This window comes from Sphingopyxis sp. YR583, from assembly GCF_900108295.1.
GTDB lineage: Bacteria > Pseudomonadota > Alphaproteobacteria > Sphingomonadales > Sphingomonadaceae > Sphingopyxis.
The window spans coordinates 1,513,855-1,538,213 of record NZ_FNWK01000001.1; the positions used below are offsets into that span (position 1 = coordinate 1,513,855).

Here is a 24,359-nt window from a genome sequence, read left to right on the forward strand (position 1 = left end):
TTTGGTGGCGGCGAGGGATGCCGTCCGTCTTTCGGGGGGAGGATATGTTGGGGGTCTTACAAAAGCGAAAAGCGCGCATGACGGGGCCGTCATGGGGCGTTTCCATTCTGGCGGCAGTGGCGTTTCTTTTGTCGCCGGGTGCCCTTGCCGCGGCGGAAGCAGAGGTGCCGCAGGCGCCGCCCGCTTTCACTCCGCTGCCCACCAGCGTTTTTGCCGAGCTTCCCTTCGTCGAAGATATCGACCTGTCGCCCGACGGCACGCATATCGCGGGTCTGTTCGGAATCGGCGGCGAGCAGCGGATCATGATGATGCCGCTGCAGGGCGACCGTTCGAAAAGCGTCCGGATCGCCGTTCCCGACCAGACGCAGGTGGCGTGGATCCGATGGGTCGGAAACGACAATATCGTCGTCGGCCTCTATGCGCTGATGCCGGTCGAGACCGATCGCTGGTACATCTCGCGCGTGATCGGCATCAACCGCGGCACGGGAAAGATCACGAAGCTGCTGTGGGATAGCGGCGGTCAGAATGCGTCCGATGTCCTCTGGATCCCCTCGGACGGAAGCACCGAAATCCTCGTCGCCGCGCAGAATTCGATTTACGGGAACGATCCCGAGTTCTGGCCGACCGTCTATCGCGTCGACGTCGCCAGTGCGCGCAAGCGGGTGGTCGAAAGGCCGCGCGCCAACGTCAACGACTGGGGTGCCGACCATCTGGGCCAGGTGCGGTTCGGCATCGGCTATCGCGACTCGGACACGCAATCGACCCTGTTGTTCCGCTCGCACGGCGAAGGGACGCTCCGCGTGATCGATCGCGCGAAGCTGGGTGCCGAAGAAGAGCTGACCGTTCCCTTCCATTTCGTGCCCGGCAGCAACAACGGTTTCGTCATCAAGCCGATCGAGGACGGCCGATCGGCGGTCGTCGAAGTCGACATTCCGACCGGCAAGGATGTGCGGACGGTCTATGCCGCCGACAAGGCCGATGTCGAAGGCGTGCTGACGGATTCGAACGGGTCGAAGCTGCTCGGTGTCCGCACCAGCGACCGCAGCGACCCGCTGCACTGGATCGACCCGGCGATGGCGGCGCATCAAAAGACGCTGGAGGCCGCGTCGCCCCATTCGAAAGTACGGATCGAGAGTATCAGCGCCGACCAGAGCAAGATGCTGGTGCGGTTCAGCACCCCCGACAATCCCGGCCTGCTCTTTTTCTTCGACGCCGCGACGGGCGAACTGGCACGTCTGGCGGCGATGAACGAAGCGATCGGCGGCAAGCGCCTGTCGCGCGGGCGGATGGTCCGGTACAAGGCGCGCGACGGGCTGGAGATAGAGGGCGTGCTGACGATGCCGCGCGGCCGGCGCGACAAGGATTTGCCTTTCATCGTCATGCCGCACGGGGGCCCTTGGGGGCATGACGAGCTGAGTTACGACTATTGGGCACAGTTCCTCGCCGAGCGTGGATATGCCGTGCTCCAGCCCAATTTCCGCGGATCGACCGGCTATGGCGCCGCCTTCGAAAAGGCGGGGCAAGGGCAGATGGGCTTCGCGATGCAGGACGACGTCACCGACGGCGTCCAGTGGGCGGTCAAGGAAGGCATCGCCGACCCGAAACGGGTATGTATCGTCGGCGGCTCCTATGGCGGCTATGCCGCGATGTGGGGGATCGCCAAGGATCCCGACCTGTATCGCTGCGCGGTCTCGATCAACGGCGTCGCGAACCTGCGCCGCGAGGTCAATGATTTCGGCGGGCTGATGCGCGAACGCCTCTATCGCACCCAGTGGCAGAAGATGACCCCCGATTTTGCCGCGGTTTCCCCGATCAACGCGATTGCCCGGATCAAGGCCCCGCTACTGCTGGTCCACGGCAGGAAGGACGTCACCGTCGATCACGTCCAGTCGGCGCGCATGTATTCGGCGATGACGAAAGCGGGGAAGACGGTCGAGTTCGTATCGGTGCCGCTCGCGGACCATTATTTCACGCGTCAGGCCGATCGCATGACGCTGTTGACCTCGATCGAAAGCTTCCTCGCCAAGCATAATCCCGCGGACTGATCCGTTCAGTCCATCGCGGCTTGGATTGACGCAGGGCGATTAATCGCATTTAGTATACGATATCAATCGCCAAACGGCGTTCCGGAGAGAAACATATGACATTCCTGACCCTCGTCTTGCTGGCGATGCAGCCGGCGACGCCCGCCATGCCCCCCGCGCCGGCTCCGGTCGCCGCGCCGGCCAAATGGGCGACGAAGGAAGGCGATGTCACGATCCGCGATTTCAAGTTCCGATCGGGCGAGATCATGCCCGCGGTCCGGATGCATTATTCGACGCTCGGCACGCCGCATCGCAACGCGCAGGGAGAGATCGACAATGCGGTGATGGTGCTCCACGGCACCGGCGGCAGCGGAAAGCAGTTCCTGCAGCCGCAATTCGCCGACGAACTGTACGGCCCGGGCCAGCCGCTCGACATTAAACGCTATTATATCATCCTGCCCGACAATGTCGGCCATGGTGCCTCATCGAAGCCGTCCGACGGCCTGCGGATGAAATTCCCGCAATATGATTATGACGACATGGTCGAATTGCAGCACCGGATGCTGACCGAAGGGCTGGGCATCAAGAAACTGCGCCTGATCATGGGCACGTCGATGGGGTGCATGCACGGCTTCATCTGGGGCGAGACCTATCCCGATTTTGCGCAGGCCCTGATGCCGATAGCATGCCAGCCGGTCGAGATCGCGGGACAGAATCGCATGTGGCGTCAGCTTCTCATCGACGGGATCAAGGCCGATCCCGCATGGATGGGCGGCGAATATAAGAGCCAGCCGGTGCTGGGCCTGCGCACCGCCGCGTCGCTGTCGATGATCGCGGGCGGCGCGCCACTCAATCTCCAGAAAAATTATCCGACGCGCGATGCCGCCGGCGCCTATGCGCGCGAGCGCGTCGAGCGCGACATCGCGAGCCGCGACGCCAACGACATGATCTATCAATTCGAATCGTCGCGAACCTACAATCCCTGGCCGGGACTGGAGAAGATCACGGCGCCGATGACATGGATCAATTCGGCCGACGATTTCATCAACCCGCGCAACCTCGACTTTCCGCAGCAGGCGTTGAAGCGGATGCCCAACACGCGCTTTCGCCTGATCGCCGAAAGCGACGAGACCCGCGGGCACGGGACGCACACATGGGCGGTCCAGTGGAAGGCCGACCTGATCGACCTGATCGCGCGCAGCGGCGGCTGACGGCGTTCACTTCGAGGCAGGCGCCGCCGGGTCGTAGGACGAGACATGGTTCATCGCGATGACCCAGCGGCCGTCGACCTTGCGAAACAGGCGGGTATTGATCCCCTGTTGCGCGCGTTCGGGCCGGGTCAGGCGATAATGGCTGATCAGCAGCGCGGCGTCGGGCCCAAGCATGTCGATGCTGATGTCATAGAAATGGACCGTGCCGCTGCGGTCGGCTGAACCGCCATAGTCGCGCACATAATGGTCGAGTGTCCCCTGCCAGCCGTCCTGGATCTTGCCGCCCGACACGAAAATCACGCCGGGGTTGCGGAAGCCCGCCATATAGCCTTTGAAGTCGCTGCGGTTCCACGCAGCCTCCATATCGGCGACGACCTGCAGGATCGCCGCCTTTTCCTTGGCCTCGTCGGCATGCGCCGGTGTCGTCACCGCGAAGAGCAGCGGCGCCGCCAGCAGCCTTGTCCATTTCGTCATGCCTCTCTCCTCAACGCTTGCGCAGGAACAGCGGATGTTCGGGCAGACGGCTGCGATCGACAAGCCTTCCCTGCGCGATCACCGCCTCGACCTTTTCGATGTTGCGAATATCGGCGAGCGGGTCGGCCGACAGCAGGACAAGGTCGGCGATCTTGCCCGTCTCGACCGTACCGATGTCGCCCTCCATCCGCGCGGCGGCGGCGCCATGCTTCGTCCCCGCGACGATCGCCTCCATCGGGGTCATGCCGAGTTCGACGAGCCCCTCGATCGCGCGGATCGTACCGATGCCCGGCTCGGCCTCGTCACCCTTGGGCACGCGGCGAAATTCGGGGGCGTCGCCATAGAAGCTGTCGGTCGCGGGGGTCACGCGGCACCCCGCCTTGATCAGCCGCTCGGCATTGCGGCGCTGCACGTCCTGATTGTCGTCCATCGCCTCGAGCCGCCGCCAGCGTTCGGCGCTTGTCGTCGCCGGCGGCATCTTCGCGATCCGCGCCTCGACCTCGGCGCGCTTGGCGAGATGCTTTTTGCGATAGTCGCCCGTGATATAGTTCGAGCGGATACCGCAGAGCACATCCTTCTTTACGATCAGCGCGATCAACTCGTCGGTCAGGTCGCGGCTCGTCAGTTCGGGATGCTGGATCAAGTCGATCCCCGCCTCGACCGCGAGCGTCAGCCCTTCGGAGCTGGTCGCGTGCGTTTCGACGGGCTTGCCGCGCTTGTGCGCTTCCTCGACGATCACGGCCTGCTGGCGCGGCGAGAAGCCGATCAGCGCGGGACGGAGAAAATGGCTGGTGCCGCCATATTTGATGAAGTCGACCCCCTTGTCGAGATAGCGGTTCATCGCGACGCGCAGCTCGTCGGGCGTCATGTCCATGATCTCTTCGCCCATGTCCTGCGCCAGCAGATCGTTCCATTGTTCCTGGAACAGTGACAGGTCCGAATCCTTGGTGAGCGAGAAGGTCAGGGAAAAAGGGCCGCCCCAGCCAAGGATATTGCCCGCCGCCTTCAGCCGCGAACCGACCACCTCGCCGCGATCGATCCGGTCGCGTATCGTCAGGATCGGCGGCAGCACGCCATAGCTGTCGCGCATCGTCGTCACGCCATAGGTCAGCGCCCGCTGCGCGAATTCGAGCGCAAGCTCCTCGCCGCGGTCGGCATATTTCAAGGACGTGTCGCGCCGCGCCGGCTGACCATAGACCGAGACATGGACATTGCTGTCGATGAAGCCCGGCAGCAGATAGCGGCCGCGCCCATCGATGCGCTGCGCGCCCGCCGTATCGGTGCCGTCCTTGCCGATCGAAACGATCCGGCCCTTTTCGATGAGGACGGTCATGCCGGGCTTGGCCGGAGCGCCCGTGCCGTCGATCAACGTTACATCCGTGATCGCGATCCGCTGCGCCCCGGGCACCTCCGCGCGCGTCGGCGCGGCGAGGAAAGGCGCCGAAAGCGCCAGAAACATGCCGATAAAAGCGGTTCTAAGACAGTTTGTTGCGGTCACCCGACCCTCCCCGGAAACATGTGGCATTGACTCTCGAAAGATTGAGTATATCGTATTTCGTATACAGTAATAGCAAAAAGGGGTCGTGATGCTGTACCGCGAGGATTGGGCAACGCGTGGCAACGCCGCTTTCCCGTGCGAACATGCTCGCGCTCCTGCACCGGCATCCTGCAACCGCGCCGCACGCCTTCCGATGCCCGCGCGCATGCCAACCCATCACCGCCCCGCGCACGGCAAAGGGACATCCCCCTTTGATCCCGTCACCGCCGGGGGCGCCCCAAGCTCCGACATGTTCGCCGTCCAGCCAGCCGGGTCGCAGCGCGAGTCATCGCGCCCGCCCCGGACAAGAAGAGGGAGCTGAGCGGCGTCCGGGGAAGCGTGCAGGAGAACGACGTCGTCCGCCGCCAAGAGCGGGCACGAACGACATCAATGACAGGCCAAAGGCCGTACACAGGGAGCGTCCAAATGTCTTACGATCACAGCAATCCGCAGGTCCGTTTTCGCCGCATACTTCTTGCCACCAGCCTTTTGTCGACCATCATCCTGCCAAGCGCGGCCGCTGCGCAGGATGTCGCCCCGGCCGATGCCGCTACGGAAGCGACGACCGACATCGTCGTCACCGGGTCGCGCCTGCAGCGCACCGACCTGACCGCGCCGAGCCCGATCACCATCGTCGGACAGGAAGAGGTCCAGCTGTCGGGCAACCTGACGCTCGAAAAGACGATGAACGAATTTCCGCAGCTCGCGTCGGGCAACACCTCCACCGTCAACAATGGCGGCGGCGCGGGCGTCCTGACCGCGAACCTGCGCGGGCTGGGCGAAACGCGCACGCTGACATTGGTCAACGGTCGCCGCTTCATTCCGGCCAACTCGAACGGATCGGTCGACCTGACCAGCATTCCCGACGCGCTGATCAAGCGCGTCGAGGTGATCACCGGCGGTGCGTCGGCGGTTTATGGGTCGGACGCGATCGCGGGCGCGGTCAACTTCATCCTCGACGATAATTTCGAAGGGCTGCAGATGTCGGCGCAGGCGGGCATTTCGGACCGCGGCGACGCCGCATCGAAAAAGATCGATATCACCTTCGGCGCCGACCTGGGCGGTGGCCGCGGCAATGTCGCCATCTCCGGCGCCTGGGCGAAGCAGGATCCGATCACGCAAGCCGACCGTCCGTTCGGCAAAGTCCCGCTCGCCGAAATCAACGGTGCGCTCGTCTATTCGGGGTCGGGCAACATCCCCGGAACGCGCGTGCCGCTGAGCCAGGCGCAGCGCAACGCGCTGGTCGGCGTCAACATGACGCCGAGCGGCACATGCACCTCGATCACCGGTATCCGGTTCGGCGAGGGCGGCACCCCGCTGCCCTATTGCCAGCCCGAGGACACCTATAACTACGCCCCGTTCAACCTGCTCCAGCGCCCACTCGAACGCATCAACTTCTCGGCTCTGGCGCATTACGACATCACAGATAACATCACCGCCTATGCCGAAGCTTTCTTCGTCAACGCGCGCAACAATTCGAAGCTCGCCCCCGACAGCTTCACGCCGGTAACGCCCGGTGCGGCATCGTCGACCTTGCTGGTGCCCAATTATGCGACGAGCGCCAGCCTGTCGCCGGCCGTGCGCGACTTCTTCATCAACAATCGCGCGCTGTTCGATCCCGACGGCGACGGCACCGCGGCCGTGGTCGGCGGCGGTCGCCGTGCCGATGAACTCGGGACGCGCGACAGCTTCTTCGAACGCCAGTCCTATGCGATCACCACCGGGCTGCGCGGCGATTTCGACATCGGCAAGCAGAACTGGCGCTGGGACGCTTTCTACCAATATCTGCGCAACCGCACCGACACACGGAACGAAGGCGTAATCAACCAGACGCGCCTCAGCCTCGGGCTCGATTCGATCGTCAACGGGGCGGGCCAGGTCGTCTGCCGGTCGGGCGTGCAAGGCTGCGTCCCCGTCTCGATCTTCGGGCTCGGTTCGATCACCCCGGAAGCCGGCGCCTATCTGACCCCGACGCGCACCAGCAACGACATTTTCCAGCGCCAGGTTGCCGGCGCGTCGCTGAGCGGTGTGTTGTTCGACCTGCCCGCAGGGCCCGTCGCGGTCGCAGTGGGTGTCGAATATCGCAAGGACAGCTATCAGTCTACGCCGAGCGCGATGGACCTCAACAAGGAATATGGCGCCGCATCGAACAATGCGCTCAAGGGCTCGTTCGATGTGAAGGAAATCTTCGGCGAACTCCGTATCCCGATCCTGTCCGACACGCCCTTCTTTGACACGCTCGCGATCGAAGGCGCGGCGCGCTATTCGGATTATTCGACCGTCGGCGGCGTCTTTACCTGGAAGGCGGGCGGCGAATGGGCGCCGGTCAGCTGGGTCCGCATCCGCGGCGCCTATAACAGCGCGATCCGCGCGCCGAACATCAACGAGCTGTTCTCGGCCGTGGGTCAGGGCTTTACCGGGGGCACCGATCCGTGCGCGCGCCCGAACCTGACCGGAGCCGATCCGCGCAGCCAGCAGCTGCGCGACTTCTGCGTCGCGCGCGGCGTGCCGGCCGCCGACATCGCGACCTTTACGCAGGCGACGCTGGGGCTGACGCAGGAAACCGGGGGCAACCCCAACCTCGTCGAAGAAAAGTCGAAGACCTATACGATCGGTGCCGTGATCTCGCCGCCCTTCATCCCGCGCCTCAACATCACGGTCGACTATTTCAATGTCGAGGTGAAGGGCGCGATCACGACGATCAACGCGCAGCAGACGCTGAACGACTGCTACACGGGGCTCAACGCGAACAGCCCGACCTGCCTGTCGGTCTTCCGCCTGCCGAGCGGCCAGATCGACTATGTCCGCACCAACCAGAATAATATCGGTGCGCTCAAAGTTCGCGGCCTCGACGTCCAGGGCGATTATACCATCCCGCTTCCCGCGGCGCTTGGCGAAGACGCCCAGCTGCGCCTGACCGGCGTCGCGAGTTGGCTGTTCGAACGCTCGACGCAGGTGCTGAGCACCGTTGCCCCGCAGGACTGCGCGGGTTTCTATGGTGCGGGCTGCTCGACGGGCACCGGCGGTTTCATCGTTCCGGATTTCAAGCTGAACCTTGGCGCCGCTTATACGAGCGGTCCGCTGAGCATCCGCGGACAGGCCCGGATGATCGGCGGCCTGAAAGCCTTCCCGACGGTGAACACCATCGTGAAGTCGGCGCCGGCCACCTGGTATTTCGACATGACCGGCACGTTCGAAATCAACGACAATTTCACCTTCTTCGCCGGCGTCGACAATCTGCTCGACAAGATGCCGCCGATCCTCGGCACCACCTTTGTCGGCGATGCCAATGTCGACGTGTCGCTCTATGATACGCTCGGCCGCCGCTATTTCGCCGGCGTCCAGATGAAGTTCTAAGAGGTTGCTCCCGGCCGGCGGCGCGTCCTTGCTCCGCCGGCCCTTTCTTTCGTTGATGGAAGGCCCGATTTCATGACCTTCAAACCGCGTCGTATCGCCGCCCTGATGGCGGCCGCTTCCCTGTTCACCGCCCTCCCCGTCACGACCGTGGCAGCGCCCACGCCGTCCGGGCCGGCGGCCACCGACGTCATACCCGCACGCACGCAAGGGATTGGCCCGTTCAAGCGCGTCGTGCTGCGCAACGTCACCATGATCGACGGCACCGGCGCGCCCGCACAGGGGCCGTTCGATATTGTCATCGAAAATGACCGCATCGCGCAGATCAAGTCGATCGGTGTTCCCGGCGCAATCGATCCCGCCGCACGCGCCGGGGCGGGCGACCATGAAATCGACCTCACCGGCTATTATGTCATGCCGGGTTTCGTCGATGCGCATGTCCACCTTCATTCGCTGAGCGATTCGCAGAAGGTGCCCTCCGATTATATCCTGAAGCTATGGATGGCTCACGGCATCACCTCGGTCCGCGACCTTGGCAGCGGACACCCGATCGAATGGCTGGTCGACATCAAGAAGCGGAGCGAGCGGAACGAGATCGTCGCGCCGCGCATCGACATCTATCCGATGTTCCACCAGATCCGCGGCACGGTGAACGACGCCGCGACCGCGCGCGCGGTCATTCAGGAAGCGAAGAAGCGCGGCGCCGACGGGATCAAATTCATCGGCGGTGCGCCCGAGGATGTCCTCTACGCCGCGATCGACGAGACGAAGAAGCAGGGGTTGCACAGCACGATGCACCATGCGCAGCAACTCGTCGCTTATGCCGATGTGGTCGACACGTCGGGCGCGGGCCTTGAAAGCATGGAGCATTGGTACGGGCTGCCCGAGGCGATGTTCACCGACAAGCGCGTCCAGTCCTTCCCGACCGACTTCATCAACAATGACGAGCAGATGCGCTTCGGCGAGGCCGGAAAATTATGGGCGCAGACCGCCGAACCCGGATCGGACGCATGGAACAAGGTCATGGACATATTGCTCGAACGCAAGTTCGTGCTCGACCCGACCTTCACCGCTTACCTGACCAGCCGCGATTTCATGCGCATGAGCCGCGCTAGCTGGCACGACGAATATACGATGCCCGCGCTGTGGGATTTCTATCGCCCGAGCCGCGTCAACCACGGCGCCTATTGGTTCGACTGGACCACCGAGCACGAGATGGCGTGGAAGGACAATTACCGCCGCTGGATGCGCTTCGTGAACGATTACAAGAACCGCGGCGGGCGTGTGACGATCGGCAGCGACGCCGGCTATATCTATAACCTCTACGGCTTCGGCTATGTCCAGGAAATGGAGCTGATGCGCGAGGCGGGCTTCAGTTCACTGGAAGTCATCCACGCGGCGACACAGGAAGGCGCCCGGCTGCTCGGCCATGACGATCAGGTCGGCACGATCCGCGTCGGCCGCAAGGCCGATCTGGTGATCGTGAAGGGCAATCCGCTTGCGAACCTCAAGCTGCTCTTCGGCACCGGCAGCGTGCGGCTGAACGATGCCACGGGCAAGGTCGAGCGCGTCGGCGGCATCGCCTACACCGTCAAGGACGGCATCATCTATGACGCGGCGAAGCTGCGCGCCGAAATCCGCGACATGGTGGCAAAATCAAAGGCCGAGCGCGGTTTGCCGCCCGGCCCGATGGTGATCGAAAATGCAGGGACCGCGAACTGAACCGGACGGACAAAGGGAGACGATGATGAACGGAGTTTCGGTGGCGCGGACGATCGCGCTGGCACTGGCGGCCTTCACTGCGCAGGCGGCGATCGCACAGACCCCTGCGCCGGGCAGCGCGGATGCGCGGTTGAAGGCGCTGTACGAGCGCGAATGGGACTGGCGCCAGCAGCAGGGCCTGCGCAGCGGACGCGGCGGCGACGGCGATGGCCCGACACATCTGCCCAAGGTCGACGCCGCGACGCAGAAGGCGCGGCTCGATTACTGGACCAAGGCGCTCGCCGAACTCGACGCCATCCCGGTCGACCAGCTTTCGCCCGAAGAGAAGGTCAACGCCGCGGTGTTCCGCCAGTCGATCGAAACGATGGCGAACGACATCAAATACAAGACCTATGAGGCGCCGTTCAACGCCGACACCTTTTTCTGGTCGGGGCTCAACCCGCGCAGCGGCGGCTTCGCGACCGCGCAGGCCTATCGCAATTATATCGCCCGGATGCGCGACATCCCGCGCTTTTTCGACGAGCAGACCGCGAATATGCGCGCCGGCCTCGCGCGCGGCTTCACCGTGCCGAAAATCGCGGTGCAGGGCCGCGACGTGACGATCGAGCCGTACCTGCCAGCCGACCAGACCAACAGCTTTTACGACGCGTTCAAGGAAATGCCCCCGACGATCCCGGCGGCCGAACAGGCCGCGCTGCGCGCCGAGGGCGAAAAGGTGATCCGCGAGACGGTCGCGCCCGCCTATGCCAAGCTCTATGCCTTCATCCGCGACGATTATATGAAGCGGGCGCGCACGACGCTGGCGGGGGAAAAGCAACCCGACGGCAAGGCCTTTTACCAGGCGCAGATCAAGGGCTTCACGACGCTCGACCTCACCCCCGAACAGATCCACCAGATGGGATTGAAGGAAGTCGCGCGGATCAAGGCCGAAATGGAGCAGGTCAAGGCGAGCACCGGATTCAAGGGCGATATGCCGGCGTTTCTGAAATTCCTGCGCACCGATCCGCAATTCTATCCCAAGACGCCTTACGAGCTGCTTGCCAAATCATCCTATGTGGCGAAGCGGATGGATGCCAAGCTGCCCGAGACGATCGGCTTCCTGCCGCGGCGGCGCTTTGCGATCCTGCCGGTGCCGCCGGCGCTGGCGCCGATTTACACCGGCGGGCGCGGCGGGCTCGAAAGCTGCATGATGAACACCTATGACCTGCCGTCGCGGCCGCTCTACACGCTGACCGCGCTCACCATCCACGAATGCAATCCGGGGCACAGTTTCCAGTCGGCGGTAGCGCAGGAAGCGACGCGCCGCCCGGCGTTCCGCCGCGGCACCGGTTTTTCGGGCTATGGCGAGGGCTGGGCGCTCTATTGGGAATGGATGGGCAGCAAGCTTGGCATGTACGAGACGCCTTATGAGGATTTCGGGCGCCTCTCCTATGAAATGTGGCGCGCGACGCGGCTCGTCATCGATACCGGCATTCATCATTATGGCTGGAGCCGCGAGCAGGCGCAGCAATATTTACGCGATCATACCGCGTTGTCCGAACATGAGATCACGACCGAGATCGACCGCTATATCGCATGGCCCGGACAGGCGCTCGCCTACAAGCTCGGCGAGATGCTGATCCGCCGCAAGCGCGCCGAGGCCGAAGCGGCGCTGGGCGACAAGTTCGACCAGCGCCATTTCCACGACGCGATCCTTGCGTTGGGATCGGTGCCGCTGCCCGTACTCGAAGCGCGGCTCGACCAGTTCATCGCCGACGGCGGGGTCAACCCCCCGGGCTTCAACCCCGCGCTGCCCGAGGTCGCCAGCGCGCCATAGCGAACTTCGTCATCCTGACACTGGGGCGGCCGCAGCGATGCGGCCGCCCTCTTTGTTTCAACGCCCGGCGGGTTTTTACATCAATAGGCAAGGGCGCAGCCATCGGCGCGCATCTCGCTCGCCGCGGCATAGACGCGCGTCTTGCCGTCCATGCGATGCTCGACGCACTGATAGCGCCCGAAACCGCCGTCGGATTCGCCCAACGTCCAGCCGATATCGGCGAGTTGCCGCTGCGTTGCCGCGGGCACGCCACTCTCGAGCCGCAGCACGCCGTTGACGCCGTCGTCGGGCGAATCCTCGCCCATGGTTTCGGACGATCCCTCATGGTGCCAGCGCGGCGAGTCGCCCGCGGCCTGAATCTCCAGCCCGTAATCGACGCGGTTGATGATGATCTGCGCCTGACCCTGCGGCTGCATGTCGCCACCCATCACGCCGAAGCTCATCCACGGTACGTCGCCGTGCGCGGCGAAGCCCGGGATGATCGTCTGAAACGGCCGCTTGCCCGGCGCGTAGATATTGGGATGGCCGTCCTGAAGGCTGAACAATTGCCCGCGATCCTGGAACATGAAGCCGAGGCCATCGGCGACCAGCCCCGATCCCATGCCGCGGAAGTTCGACTGGATCATCGACACCATCATGCCGTCCTTGTCGGCGCAGCTGAAATAGGTGGTGTCGCCGCGGCTCGGCGCCTTCCCCGGATAAACCGGCGACATCAGTCGGTCGGGACGGATCAGCTTCGCGCCCTCGGCGGCATAATCCTTCGAGATCAGCCATTCGACCGGCACCTTGGCGAAATGCGGATCGGCGTAATAGCGCGCGCGATCCTCATAGGCGAGGCGCTTCGCCTCGGCCTGCAGGTGGATCGACAGCGCCGACTGGAAGCCTGCGCCCTTGAGGTCGAAATTCTCGAGGATATTGAGCATCTGCAAGGTCGCGATGCCCTGCGTATTCGCGCCGAGCGCATAGACATCGGTGCCGCGATAGCCGGTCTTGTGCGGTTCGATCCATTCGGACTTGTGCGCCGCGAGATCCTCGTACCGCAGCCAGCCGCCGATCCGCTTGAAATAGCTGTCGATCGTTCGCGCGATCTCACCTTCATAAAATGCGTCGCGTCCGCCCTCGGCAATCAGGCGGAAGGTGCGCGCGAGATCGGGGTTGCGGAATATCTGCCCCGCATTCGGCCCCTTGCCGTCATTGACGCCATAGGTCCGCATCGCATTGTCGATTTCCTCGATCCCGCGGCCGGGCTGGCGGAAATTGGCGAGCGCGCGGCGGATATAATAAGCGATCAAGTCGGGCACCGGCGCGCCCGCCTCGGCATGCGCGATGACAGGCTCGAACAACTCCTTCCACGGCAATTTCCCGTAACGCTGGTGCATCGTCCACCAGCCGTCGACCGCGCCCGGCACCGACACGCTGATCGCGCCATAGGCAGGCAAGGTGCCACCCTTGGCACGCGACCGCACCGTCGCCAGATCGAGCCCGCGCGGGCTTTTCCCCGATCCCGCCAGCCCCGCGAGCTTCTTGGTCTTCGGATCCCAGATCATCGCATAGACGTCACCGCCGATGCCGTTCGCGGTCGGTTCGAGCAGGCCGAGGCACGCGTTGATCGCGATCGCCGCGTCGACCGCCGAGCCGCCGCGCTTCAAGATGTCGATCCCCGCCTGTGTCGCGAGCGGATGCGCGGTGCCCGCCGCGCCGTGCAGGCCATAGGCAGCGGTACGCGAGGCAAAGCTTGCACCGACCGGCCGGTCGCCGCCCTGAACGTCGGGCCGGACGAACCGGTCCTCGCCCGCCTCCCACAAAGGCGGCGCCGACCCGCTCGCCTTGGGAGCGGCCTTGGGCTGGCCGCCCTGCGCGAAGCCGGCGGTCGGCAGCAGGGCGGCGGCCGGAACGGCAGCGAGAAGTGTGCGACGGTGCATGGGTTCAAATCCTCTGGAAAAAAATCATTCTGCGGGATGCCGGCGCGATAGCAAGACCGGATTTGATACAGGATCGCCGGGCGGAGGGCCGGACAGCGAAAGGGCTATGAAGCATCGCTGCCTCATAGCCCTTCGATTCTGCGGCTGGACGGCGGTATCCGTCCTTGGGGTCAGATCCCCACGACCGCCTGATCGCGCCGTGCGAGGCTGCGCGCGCGGCCATAGGCGAGATAGACGAGGACGCCGAGGATGTTCCAGCCGAGGAAGCGGACCAATGTCATGCTCGGCAGGCTGAACAGCAGATAGAGGCAGCCAAGCACCGCGAGCGTGCCGACCAGATAGGGCGCCGGGCAACGGAAGACGCGCGGCAGGTCGGGGGCGCGCTTGCGCAGCACCATCAGGCAGACGCCGACCGCGATAAAGGCGATCAATGTGCCCGCATTCGCCAGTTCGGCGATCTCGTCGAGGCGGAAGAAGCCGGCGACGGCCGCGACGAAGACGCCGGTCACCCCGGTGACGAATACCGGCGTGCCGGTACGCGCCGATACGCGGCTGAGCGAGCGCGGCAAGAGGCCGTCGCGGCTCATCACGAAGAAGACGCGGCTTTGCCCGTACATCATCACGAGGATCACCGACGGCAGCGCGATGAGCGCCGCAAGCGCGACGAGGTGCGAGGCGACCGGATGGCCTAGCGTGCGGAGCACCAGCGCGAGCGGCTCGGGCGAATTGCCGAGCGTCGTATAGTGCATCGCACCGACCGCGCTGACCGCGACGAGCATATATATCAGCGTGCAGATCGCCATCGACCCGATGATGCCGATCGTCAGGTCGCGCTTGGGATTCTTCGTTTCCTCGGCCGAGGTCGCGACGGCATCGAAGCCATAGAAAGCGAAGAAGACGATGGCGGCGGCGGCCATAACCCCCTTGGTCGCGCCGCTCGCATCGACATGGCTCGCAAAGCCATAAGGCATGAAGGGCTGAAGATTGTCGGCGTTGAAGGCGGGCGCTGCAAAGGCGACGAAGATCGACAGCGCGACGAGCTTGATCACGACAAGGATGATGTTGAGCGTCGCGCTTTCGCGTGTCCCGGCCATGAGCATGCCCGCGACGCCCAGTGCGACGAGCACCGCGGGCAGATTGACGATCCCACCCGCGTGCGGACCGGATAAAAGGGCGGGCGGCAAATGGATGCCCGCCGACTGGATCCAGCCGACCAGATAGCCCGACCAGCCGACCGCGACGGTCGAACAGGCAAGCGAATATTCGAGGATCAGGCTCCATCCGACGATCCACGCCAGCGCCTCGCCGAGCACCGAATAGGTATAGGTGTATGCGCTGCCCGAGGTCGGGATCATCGTCGCGAGTTCGGCATAGGCGAGCGCCGCGCAGGCGCAAACCGCACCGGCGATCGCAAAGGCGAGGATCACCGCCGGACCCGCGCGCTCGGCGCCGACGCCGGTCAGCGTATAGATGCCGGTCCCGACGATCGCGCCCACCCCGAGCGCCACAAGGTGTGGCCAGCTGAGCGTGGCGCGCAGACTATGCCCCGCCTCCTGCTGCGAAACCGCGATGGGCTTTATCGGCCCGAAAAAACCTGCTGCCACCTAATCCTCCCATATATCGGAGCCGACGGCAGCCGGCCCCCTGTCAATCGTCGACGAGCTGCTGCCTGAGATCGTCCAGCGTCTTGCGGATATGCGCATCGACGAGCTTCGTGATCTTGCCGGCATCGCGGGCGAGCCAGGCCTCGAGCAGCTGATGATGTTCGTCGTTCGCGCGTTCATCGCGCCCCAGGGGCTCGAGATGGACGCGCACATAGCGTTCGGAGAGCACCTGCAGCCGTTCCAGAATGCTGACGGTGATCGGCTGGCCGCACGGACGGAACAGCGCGCGGTGGAACGCGCGGTTGAACGCGCCGACGCCGTCGCCATGCTCATCGGTGACATGGTCGAGCGTTTCGAGCGTTTCGATCGCGTGGGTGTGATCGGCCTCGGTCGCGCGGAGCGCGGCAAGCGCGGTCGCCTCGGGCTCCAGTTTGATGCGCAGTTCATAGACCTCTCTCGCCTCTTCGGCGCTCAAAGGCCGGACGAAGAAGCCGCGGTTCGCCTGCGAGCGGACGAGCCCCTCTTCTTCGAGACGCGCCAGCGCCTCGCGCAGCGGGATCTTGCTGACCCCGAGTTCGGCGGCGAGCGCGTCCTGGCGGATGGCATGGTCGCTGGAAACGGCACCCGAAAGGATACGGTCGCGGACAAGGTCCACCAGCTGGTCGGAGAGGTTTCGGATGATGAGGCTCATTCACGCCTCATAGCACCGAAAATCCATTCCAGAAGCTGTCTGCGTGATCGACCCAGATCGTGTTGAATCCGGTCGCGATCGCCGACCCTTCGATCGACGGGATGATGGCGGGGGTGCCGCCGAGCGTCGCCGCATCCTCGACGCGCCCGATGAAGCGGCTGCCGATATAGCTTTCGTGGACGAAGCGGTCGCCGACCTGCAGCCGTCCCTTGGCGACGAGCTGCGCCATCCGCGCCGATGTGCCGGTGCCGCAAGGGCTGCGGTCGATCGCGCGTTCGCCATAAAAGACCGCGTTGCGGCCGTCGGCGCCTTCGCCTTTGGGACGGTCGGTCCACATCACATGGCTGACCCCGCGAATGCGGTCATCGACCGGATGCACCGGTTCGTAAACCTTCTGCATCAGCGAGCGGACGGTGCGGCTCAATTCGACGATCCGCGACGCGCCGAGCGCATCGAGGCCGATATAGGGGCCCTGCGGTTCGACGATCGCGTAATAATTGCCGCCATAGGCGACATCGACCTTGAGCCGGCCGAAACCGGGTACGTCGATTTCGACGCCCTCGGCAGCGAGGTAAGAGGGCACGTTGCGAATCCGCACCCACGCCACCCGCTCGCCCTCGGTGCCATATTCGATGTCGATGACCCCTGCGGGAACCTCGACGCGCAGCCGTCCGGGCACGCGCGGGGTGATCAGCCCGTTTTCAAGCCCGAAGGTGACGAGGCCGATCGTCCCATGACCGCACATCGGCAGGCAACCGCTGGTTTCGATGAACAATATGCCGATGTCGCTGTCGGGCTGCGTCGGCGGATACAGGAAGCCGCCCGACATCATGTCGTGCCCGCGCGGTTCGAAACAGAGGCTGGTGCGAATCCAGTCGAAGCGGTCGAGGAAATCCTGGCGCCGCTCGCCCATCGACCCTCCGCGGAGGAGCGGCGCACCACCGGCCACCAGCCGGACCGGATTGCCGGCGGTGTGGCCGTCGATGCAGAAGAAGGTGTGGCGCATGGATTTCCCCCGGCTGCTATGCCGCGATCTTGCTCGGCTGGGTCGCCGCGCATTTCTCCACCATCGCGATCACATCCTTGCGGCGCTGGCCGGCGAGCGGCAGGCGCGGCAGGCGCACGCGTTCGGAACCGCGACCCATAATCTCTTCGGCCAGCTTGATCGACTGGACAAGATCATGGTCGGCATCGAGATGGAGGAGCGGCATGAACCAGCGATATATCGCCAGCGCCTCGTCATATTTGCCTTCGTTGAACGCCTCGACCAAGCGGACCGATTCGGTCGGGAAGGCGCTCGTCAGGCCCGAGACCCAGCCGCTGGCGCCGAGGAACAGGCCCTCGAGCGCGACATCGTCGAGCCCCGCCATCACCGTATAGCGATCGCCGAAGCGATTGAAGACGTCGGTGAAGCGGCGCGGATCGGGCGCGCTTTCCTTGATCGCGACGATATTCGGCACATCGCGCAGCGCCTCGAGCGTCGCGAAGTCGACATCGACGCGGTACGCCGGGGGATTGTTATAGAGCATGATCGGCAGCGCGGTCGCCTCGGCCACCGCGCGGAAATGGGCCTGCAACTCTTCGCGGGTCGGCACATAGACCATCGCGGGAAGCAGCATGATCGCGTCGGCGCCCAGTTTTTCGGCGTCCTTCGCATATTGGATCGCGCGCGCGGTGGTGAATTCGGACACGCCCGCGACGACCGGCACACGGCCGGCGACAGCCTCGACCGCCCCCTTCAGCACGTTGCGCTTTTCGTCGGGTTCGAGCGAATTATTCTCGCCGCAAGTGCCGAGGATGATGAGCCCGGTGACGCCGTCATCGACGAGCGCGCTCTGCACACCCTGGGTTGCATCATAATCGACCGAGAGATCTTCGGCGAATTGAGTGGTAGCTGCGGGATATACGCCTTCCCACAGTGTCCTTATCACGCTCATTCATTACCTCCGTTGAAGCTTCAGATCGTATACGGTATATGATACAAGATGCCAAATGATTTTCCATCCCGCCCGTCCGATCCGCAAAATGCCGTCGTCATCGGCGGCGGCGTTGTCGGCCTCGCCACCGCTATCACGCTGCAAACGCACGGTATTGCAGTTACGTTGATCGATTCGTCCCCACCGTCCCCGGCGGCATCATGGGGCAATGCGGGCCATATCGCCATCGAACAGATCGAACCGCTCGCGTCGCGCGCGACGATCCGTTCGATGCCGCGCCGCCTGTTCTGGCGCGGCGGCGCGCTGTCACTGCCATGGCGCGATATCGGCGCATGGCTGCCTTTCTCGCTGCGGTTGATCACCGCGACGCGCCCGGTGCGTTTCGAACGCGGCTGCGCGGCACTGGGCAGTGCGCTTGGCGATGCGATGGGGGCCTGGCGCCGCCTGCTCGGCCGAATCGGCGCCGCCGAGCTGCTGATCGAGGACGGTCATTATATCGCGTGGGAAAGCGCCGCGAGCGCGGCGAAGGGGCGGGCGCACTGGGCCGCGGCCGATATCGGTCAAGCATCGATGCGCGATGCGACCGCTGAGGAGCTCGAAAGGCTCGCCGCACTGACATCGGCGCCGGTTGCCGGCGCCGTGCATATCGCAGGGTCGGGACAGATCGCCGACCTTGATGCGTTGGGCGCGGCGCTGCGCGCGGGTTTCGACGCTGCAGGGGGCACGCGAATCGATGCGAAGGTCGACCGTCTGGCGATCGAGGACGGCCGCGCGGTCGCGATCATCGCCGATGGTACGCGCCATACCGCCGACGCGATGGTCGTTGCAGGCGGCGTGGCGTCGGGCGCGCTGCTTGAGCCGGTCGGTCACAAGGTGCCGATCATCGCCGAGCGCGGCTACCATATCCAGTCGGCCGACACCGACTGGCCGATCGGCATGCCGCCGGTGGTGTTCGAGAACCGATCGATGATCGTCACCCGCTTCCGGTCGGGCCTGCGCGCGGCAAGCTTCGTCGAATTCGGCCGCGCCGCGAGCGCCGCCGATCCGCGCAAATGGGGGCGGCTGCGCGGCCACGTCGCAGCGCTCGGCCTGCCCTTCGCTCTGCCCGGAGCCGAATGGATGGGCGCGCGGCCGACTTTGCCCGACTATCTGCCGGCGATCGGGCGGAGTGACCGCGCGGCCAACCTCTTCTATGCCTTCGGGCACCAGCATCTCGGCCTGACACTCGCCGCGACGACGGGCGACGCCGTCGCCGCGCTCGTCGCAGGCGATGCACCGCCTTTCGACCTTGCCCCCTTCGATCTCAAACGTTTTGGAGCCTGACATGACCAGCGGAATCGGCGGATCGACCGCCGCACAGGAACTTGCCGCCATCACCCCATGGGCCGACCGCGCCGCGCCGATCACCGCCACCGAGCGCGAGGCGCGCATCGAAAAGGCACGGCGGCTGATGCGCGAAAACGGCGCCGACGCGCTGCTGGTCGGGGCGGGCGCAAGCCTGCGCTATTTTGCGGGTATTCCCTGGGGCGCGAGCGAGCGGCTCGTCGCGATGCTTCTGCCCGCCAAGGGCAAGCCGATCGTGATCGCGCCCGCGTTCGAACTCGGCACGCTGGAGGCTGACCTGAAGGTCGAGGTCGAGTTCCGCTTGTGGGAGGAGGATGAGAGTCCGTCCGAACTGGTCGTCGGCGCCCTGCGCGAGATCGGCGCGGCGACGCTCGCGATCGACCCCGCGATGGCGTTTCTGTTCGTCGACCGCATCCGCCGCGCCGGGCCGACGCTCGACATCGTCGAAGGCGGGCCGATCGTCGACGGGTGCCGGATGTATAAATCGGCGACCGAACTCGCGCTGCTCCAGCAGGCGAAGTCGATGACACTCGAAGTGCACCGTCGCGCCGCGCGCATCCTCGCCCCCGGCATCCGCGCGAGCGAGGTCACGCGGTTTCTGGACGAGGCGCACCGCGCGATCGGCGCGCCCGGCGGCAACAGCTTCTGTATCGTCCAGTTCGGCCGCTCGACCGCCTTCCCGCACGGGCTTCCCGGCGATGCGCAATTGCAGGAAGGCGACGTCGTGCTGATCGACGTCGGCTGCGTCATCGAAGGGTATAACTCCGACATCACGCGTACCTATGTCTTCGGCGACGCGAATGACGAGCAGCGGCACATCTGGGCGCTGGAAAAGGAGGCACAGGCGGCCGCCTTCGACGCCGCACGCCCCGGTCGGCCGTGCGAAGAGGTCGATGCCGCAGCGCGCGCCGTGCTCGAAAAGGCGGGGCTCGGTCCCGACTATCGCCTGCCCGGCCTGCCGCACCGCACCGGTCACGGCATTGGCCTGTCGATCCACGAGCCCGCCTATCTGGTGCGCGGCGACACGACGCCGCTCGCGCCCGGCATGTGTTTTTCGAACGAGCCGATGATCGTCATCCCCGACCGCTTCGGCGTCCGGCTGGAAGATCATTTCTACATGACCGAGAGCGGTCCGCGCTGGTTCACCGAACCGTCGCCCGCGATCGACCGGCCGTTCGGTTAGCCCAATAGCGCCCGCACATCTTCATAGAGTTGCCGCGGCACCTCCACGCCGTTCGCAAGACTGCGCGCACGCGCTTCGAAGCGTCGCTGCGACGGCAGCCGCGCGCCCTGACCCGTGATCGCGTCGAATATCTGCTCGGCACGCTCGATATGTCGCGCCGCCTCGGCTCCCAGAAAGCCCGCCGGATCGATCGCAAGGATGAATTCGCCGCCGATCGGCGACGAGCCGGCACCATCGTCGAGCGCAATCGATTCGGCGCTGGTCAGGTCGCCGATCAGCGGGCCCGCGATCAGTTCGACCATCGTCGCGAGCGCCGAACCCTTGTGCCCGCCGAACGTCAGCATCGCGCCGTCGAGCGCGGCCTTCGCATCGGTCGTCGGGCGTCCCTCGGCATCCACACCCCAGCCCTCGGGGATCGGCTTGCCCGCGCGGCGATGCAGTTCGATCTCGCCGCGCGCGACCGCGCTCGTCGCGAAATCAAACACATAGGGATAGTCGCCCGGGCGCGGCCAGCCGAAGGCGACCGGATTGGTACCGAACAGCGGCTTGATCCCGCCCGCGGGCGCGACCCAGGCATGGCTGGGGGTGCAGGCAAAGGCAACGAGTCCGGCCGCCGCGACCGCCTCCACCTCGGGCCACAGGGCGGCGAAATGGACGCAATGGTTGATCCCGAGTGCGGCAATGCCATTCTGCCGCGCCTTTTCGACGAGCAGGGGCAGGCCTTCGTGAAACGCGGCCTGGGCGAACCCACCGGCGGCATCGACGCGGACAAGCGCGCGCGCGACATCGTGCACAACGGGCACGGCATCCTTGACCACCTTGCCGGTCCGGAGTGTGTTCACGCACACGAGCAGGCGATAGATACCGTGACTTGCGCATTCGTCGCGTTCACCGGCGACGATCGTTGCCGTTACAGCCTCGACATGGCGCGCCGAGAGGCCATGATGCGTCAGGATATCGCGCGACAGCGCGGTCACTTCGTCCAGCGAAAGTCGGACTTTTTCGTCGCTCATCATTCTTCTTTCATCAAATGTTCCACGGGCGATCATAGCCGCTTGCATATTTCGTATACTATATAATATGCTGCTGCCAAGGCGGGCGAAGACTCAGGGGAGCATGATGCGAATATGGCACGTCGATCGCCGTACCTTGCTTGCGGGCGCCGCGTCGCTGGCGCTTGCCCCTGTTTTTGCGCGCGCCGCGCCGGTCGCACCGACGGCTTTCGGCCCCGCAAAGCCGCTGCCGCTGTCGGCGGTGCGTCTGCTCGATTCACCCTGGGGCGACGCCGTCGAGGGCAATCGCCGCTATCTCCATGCGCTCGAACCCGACCGGCTGCTCCATAATTTCCGGACCAGCGCGGGGCTCGCTCCCAAGGGCGCGGTCTATGGCGGATGGGAAAGCGATACGATCGCCGGGCATAGCCTCGGTCATTATCTGACCGGCCTGTCGCTGATGTACGCCCAGACGGGCGACGCCGAGTGCAAGCGCCGCGTCGATTATATCGTGAGCGAACTCGCCGAAGCGCAGGTGGCGCATGGCGATGGCTATGTCGCGGGCTTCACGCGCAAGCGCGGCAATATCGTCGAGGACGGCAAGCTGCTGTTCGCCGAGCTGAAGCGCGGCGACATCCGCTCGATGGGCTTCGACCTCAACGGATGCTGGGTGCCCTTCTACAACTGGCACAAATTGTTCGCGGGGCTGTTCGATGCCGATGCGCTGTGCGGCAATGCGAAGGCGCTGCCCGTCGCGGTCGGGCTTGGCCTCTATATCGACGATGTGTTCGCCGCGCTGAACGACGAACAGGTCCAGCAGATACTCGATTGCGAGCATGGCGGGATCAACGAAAGCTTTGCCGAACTCCATGCGCGGACGAAAGACCCACGCTGGCTGCGCCTCGCCGAACGGCTGCGTCATCGCAAGATTCTCGATCCGCTGACCGAGGGCAAGGATTCGCTGCCGTGGATCCATGCCAATACGCAAATCCCCAAGATCATCGGACTTGCCCGCCTGCACGAACTTACGGGCAGGAAAGGCGACGCCGATGCCGCGCGTTTCTTCTGGGAAACGGTGGTCCGCGACTACACCTATGTCATCGGCGGCAACGCCGACCGCGAATATTTCCCGGCACCGCGGACGATCTCGAAACATATCACCGAGCAGACGTGCGAGAGCTGCAACAGCTATAATATGCTCAAGCTCACCCGCCACCTGTATGGCTGGCGGCCCGAAGCGCGGCTGTTCGACTATTATGAGCGCGCGCACACCAACCATATCCTCGCGCATCAGGATCCGACGACGGGCATGTTCGCCTATATGGTGCCGCTGATGTCGGGGTCGGCGCGCAAATTTTCAGAACCATTCGACGATTTCTGGTGCTGCGTCGGATCGGGGATGGAGAGCCACGCCAAGCATGGCGATTCGGCGTGGTGGCAGAGCGGCGACACCTTGCTGGTCAATCTCTACATCGCCTCGACCGCGGACTGGGCTGAGCAAGGCGCTGCGTTCCGTATGGAAACTGCCTATCCGTTCGGCGACCGCATCGATCTCACGCTGGAGACGCTGGACCGTCCGCGCGACTTTGCGGTGGCGCTGCGCATCCCCGGCTGGTGCGAAGCTGCGGCGCTGACGGTGAACGGCAAGCCGGTGCCCGCCGGAGCACCCGGCGATTATGCGGTAATCCGCCGCCGCTGGGCGAAGGGCGACCGGATCGCGCTGACGCTGCCGATGCGGCTGCGCACCGAAAGCGCGAACGACGACGCGTCGACCGTTGCACTGCTTCATGGCCCGGTCGTACTCGCAGCCGACCTTGGCTCCGCCGACCAGCCGTTCGACGGTCCCGCCCCGGCGCTCGTCGCGGCGGACCTGCTTGCGGGCTTCACAGCCGTCGACGCGGCGGCTGGCAAGTTCCGTACTACCGGCATCGCTCGGCCCGCCGATCTCGCCTTCGCCCCCTTCTTCCAGCAGCGCGGTCGCCGTACCGCGGTCTATTTCAAGAGCTTCGACGATGCCGGTTGGGCGAGCGAGCAGGTCGCCTTCGCCGCCGAACATGCGCGGCAGCAGGATCTCGCGCGGCGCTCGGTCGATGTCATGAACCTCGGCGAGATGCAGCCCGAGCGCGATCATGCGCTGACCGCCAAGAACAGCTATGCCGTCACCTATCGCGGGCGCCACGGGCGCGACGCGCGGACCTTCGGCTTTTTCGAATATCGGGCGAAGGTGCGCCCGGGGCCGCTGATACTGCAGGCGACCTATTGGGGCGAGGAACGGAACAAGCTGTTCGACATCCTCATCGACGGGACGAAAATCGCGACGCAAGCGCTCGATGGCGGCCATCCTGGCGAATTCTTCGAGATCGATTATCCGATCCCTGCCGAACTGACCCGCGGCAAGGACAGCGTTCTGGTCCGCTTCCAGCCGGCCAACGACACGACACGCTGCGGCCCCGTCTTCGGCGTCCGCATCTTCACGCCCGCTTCGGCCGCCGAAACAACCAAAGGGGCGGTCTGACGCACGCATATCCGGTAGGGAAAAAGGGGGTCG

16 protein-coding genes are annotated in these 24,359 nt (G+C 64.9%); 8 read left to right on the forward strand and 8 right to left on the reverse strand.

Going from position 1 to position 24,359, the window contains the following annotated elements:
• The first annotated feature begins 77 nt into the window (after positions 1-77).
• Entirely contained in the window at positions 78-2,045 is a 1,968-nt protein-coding gene (locus BLW56_RS06975) for an alpha/beta hydrolase family protein (protein ID WP_177175865.1), read from the forward strand.
• A gap of 95 nt (positions 2,046-2,140) precedes the next feature.
• Positions 2,141-3,235: an alpha/beta fold hydrolase gene (locus BLW56_RS06980; protein ID WP_371262211.1), complete on the forward strand. Its 1,095-nt coding sequence runs from the start codon at positions 2,141-2,143 to the stop codon at positions 3,233-3,235.
• A 6-nt stretch (positions 3,236-3,241) separates the two neighbouring features.
• Here the strand turns inward: BLW56_RS06980 and BLW56_RS06985 are convergent, their stop codons facing one another.
• Both BLW56_RS06985 and BLW56_RS06990 read right to left on the reverse strand, forming a co-directional pair.
• Complete coding sequence (locus BLW56_RS06985; protein ID WP_093509852.1) at positions 3,242-3,709, reverse strand: YybH family protein; 468 nt, start codon at positions 3,707-3,709, stop codon at positions 3,242-3,244.
• 10 nt (positions 3,710-3,719) lie between these two features.
• On the reverse strand, positions 3,720-5,168 hold the full coding sequence (locus tag BLW56_RS06990; RefSeq protein ID WP_093509853.1) for an amidohydrolase family protein: 1,449 nt from the start codon (positions 5,166-5,168) through the stop codon (positions 3,720-3,722).
• A gap of 504 nt (positions 5,169-5,672) precedes the next feature.
• Here BLW56_RS06990 and BLW56_RS06995 point away from each other — a divergent pair.
• The 3 genes from BLW56_RS06995 to BLW56_RS07005 all read left to right on the forward strand — a co-directional run bounded on the left by BLW56_RS06995 (position 5,673) and on the right by BLW56_RS07005 (position 12,138).
• On the forward strand, positions 5,673-8,603 hold the full coding sequence (locus BLW56_RS06995) for a TonB-dependent receptor domain-containing protein (protein WP_093509854.1): 2,931 nt from the start codon (positions 5,673-5,675) through the stop codon (positions 8,601-8,603).
• Positions 8,604-8,675: 72 nt separating this feature from the next.
• The gene (locus tag BLW56_RS07000; RefSeq protein ID WP_256203335.1) at positions 8,676-10,322 is read left to right on the forward strand and encodes an amidohydrolase family protein; all 1,647 of its coding nucleotides are present in this window, start codon (positions 8,676-8,678) and stop codon (positions 10,320-10,322) included.
• A 25-nt stretch (positions 10,323-10,347) separates the two neighbouring features.
• Positions 10,348-12,138 carry a DUF885 domain-containing protein gene (locus tag BLW56_RS07005; RefSeq protein ID WP_093509855.1) on the forward strand — a complete coding sequence of 597 codons (1,791 nt, stop codon included), beginning with the start codon at positions 10,348-10,350 and terminating at the stop codon, positions 12,136-12,138.
• A gap of 80 nt (positions 12,139-12,218) precedes the next feature.
• On the opposite strand, the gene BLW56_RS07010 is transcribed toward BLW56_RS07005, so the two are convergent.
• From BLW56_RS07010 to BLW56_RS07030, 5 genes are all read right to left on the reverse strand, one after another.
• Positions 12,219-14,060: a gamma-glutamyltransferase family protein gene (locus BLW56_RS07010; RefSeq protein WP_093509856.1), complete on the reverse strand. Its 1,842-nt coding sequence runs from the start codon at positions 14,058-14,060 to the stop codon at positions 12,219-12,221.
• A 170-nt stretch (positions 14,061-14,230) separates the two neighbouring features.
• Entirely contained in the window at positions 14,231-15,664 is a 1,434-nt protein-coding gene (locus tag BLW56_RS07015; protein ID WP_093509857.1) for an amino acid permease, read from the reverse strand.
• 43 nt (positions 15,665-15,707) lie between these two features.
• Positions 15,708-16,355 (reverse strand): GntR family transcriptional regulator, encoded by a 648-nt coding sequence (locus BLW56_RS07020; RefSeq protein ID WP_093509858.1) that lies wholly within the window; start codon positions 16,353-16,355, stop codon positions 15,708-15,710.
• A gap of 7 nt (positions 16,356-16,362) precedes the next feature.
• The gene (locus BLW56_RS07025; RefSeq protein ID WP_093509859.1) at positions 16,363-17,361 is read right to left on the reverse strand and encodes a 4-hydroxyproline epimerase; all 999 of its coding nucleotides are present in this window, start codon (positions 17,359-17,361) and stop codon (positions 16,363-16,365) included.
• A 16-nt stretch (positions 17,362-17,377) separates the two neighbouring features.
• Positions 17,378-18,292, reverse strand: coding sequence for a dihydrodipicolinate synthase family protein (locus BLW56_RS07030; RefSeq protein ID WP_093509860.1), 915 nt, complete (start codon positions 18,290-18,292; stop codon positions 17,378-17,380).
• 48 nt (positions 18,293-18,340) lie between these two features.
• On the opposite strand from BLW56_RS07030, the gene BLW56_RS07035 reads away from it, so the two are divergent.
• On the forward strand, positions 18,341-19,615 hold the full coding sequence (locus BLW56_RS07035) for an NAD(P)/FAD-dependent oxidoreductase (protein WP_093509861.1): 1,275 nt from the start codon (positions 18,341-18,343) through the stop codon (positions 19,613-19,615).
• Between the two features lies 1 nt (position 19,616).
• A complete protein-coding gene (locus tag BLW56_RS07040) occupies positions 19,617-20,819 on the forward strand; it encodes a M24 family metallopeptidase (protein ID WP_093509862.1) in 1,203 nt (400 codons plus the stop codon).
• Here the strand turns inward: BLW56_RS07040 and BLW56_RS07045 are convergent.
• Positions 20,816-21,832 (reverse strand): Ldh family oxidoreductase, encoded by a 1,017-nt coding sequence (locus BLW56_RS07045; protein ID WP_093510838.1) that lies wholly within the window; start codon positions 21,830-21,832, stop codon positions 20,816-20,818. The two genes, BLW56_RS07040 and BLW56_RS07045, sit on opposite strands and share 4 nt — an antisense overlap.
• A 106-nt stretch (positions 21,833-21,938) precedes the next feature.
• Between BLW56_RS07045 and BLW56_RS07050 the strand changes: the two genes are divergently transcribed.
• A complete protein-coding gene (locus BLW56_RS07050) occupies positions 21,939-24,326 on the forward strand; it encodes a glycoside hydrolase family 127 protein (protein ID WP_218140496.1) in 2,388 nt (795 codons plus the stop codon).
• The last annotated feature ends 33 nt before the right edge of the window (positions 24,327-24,359 follow it).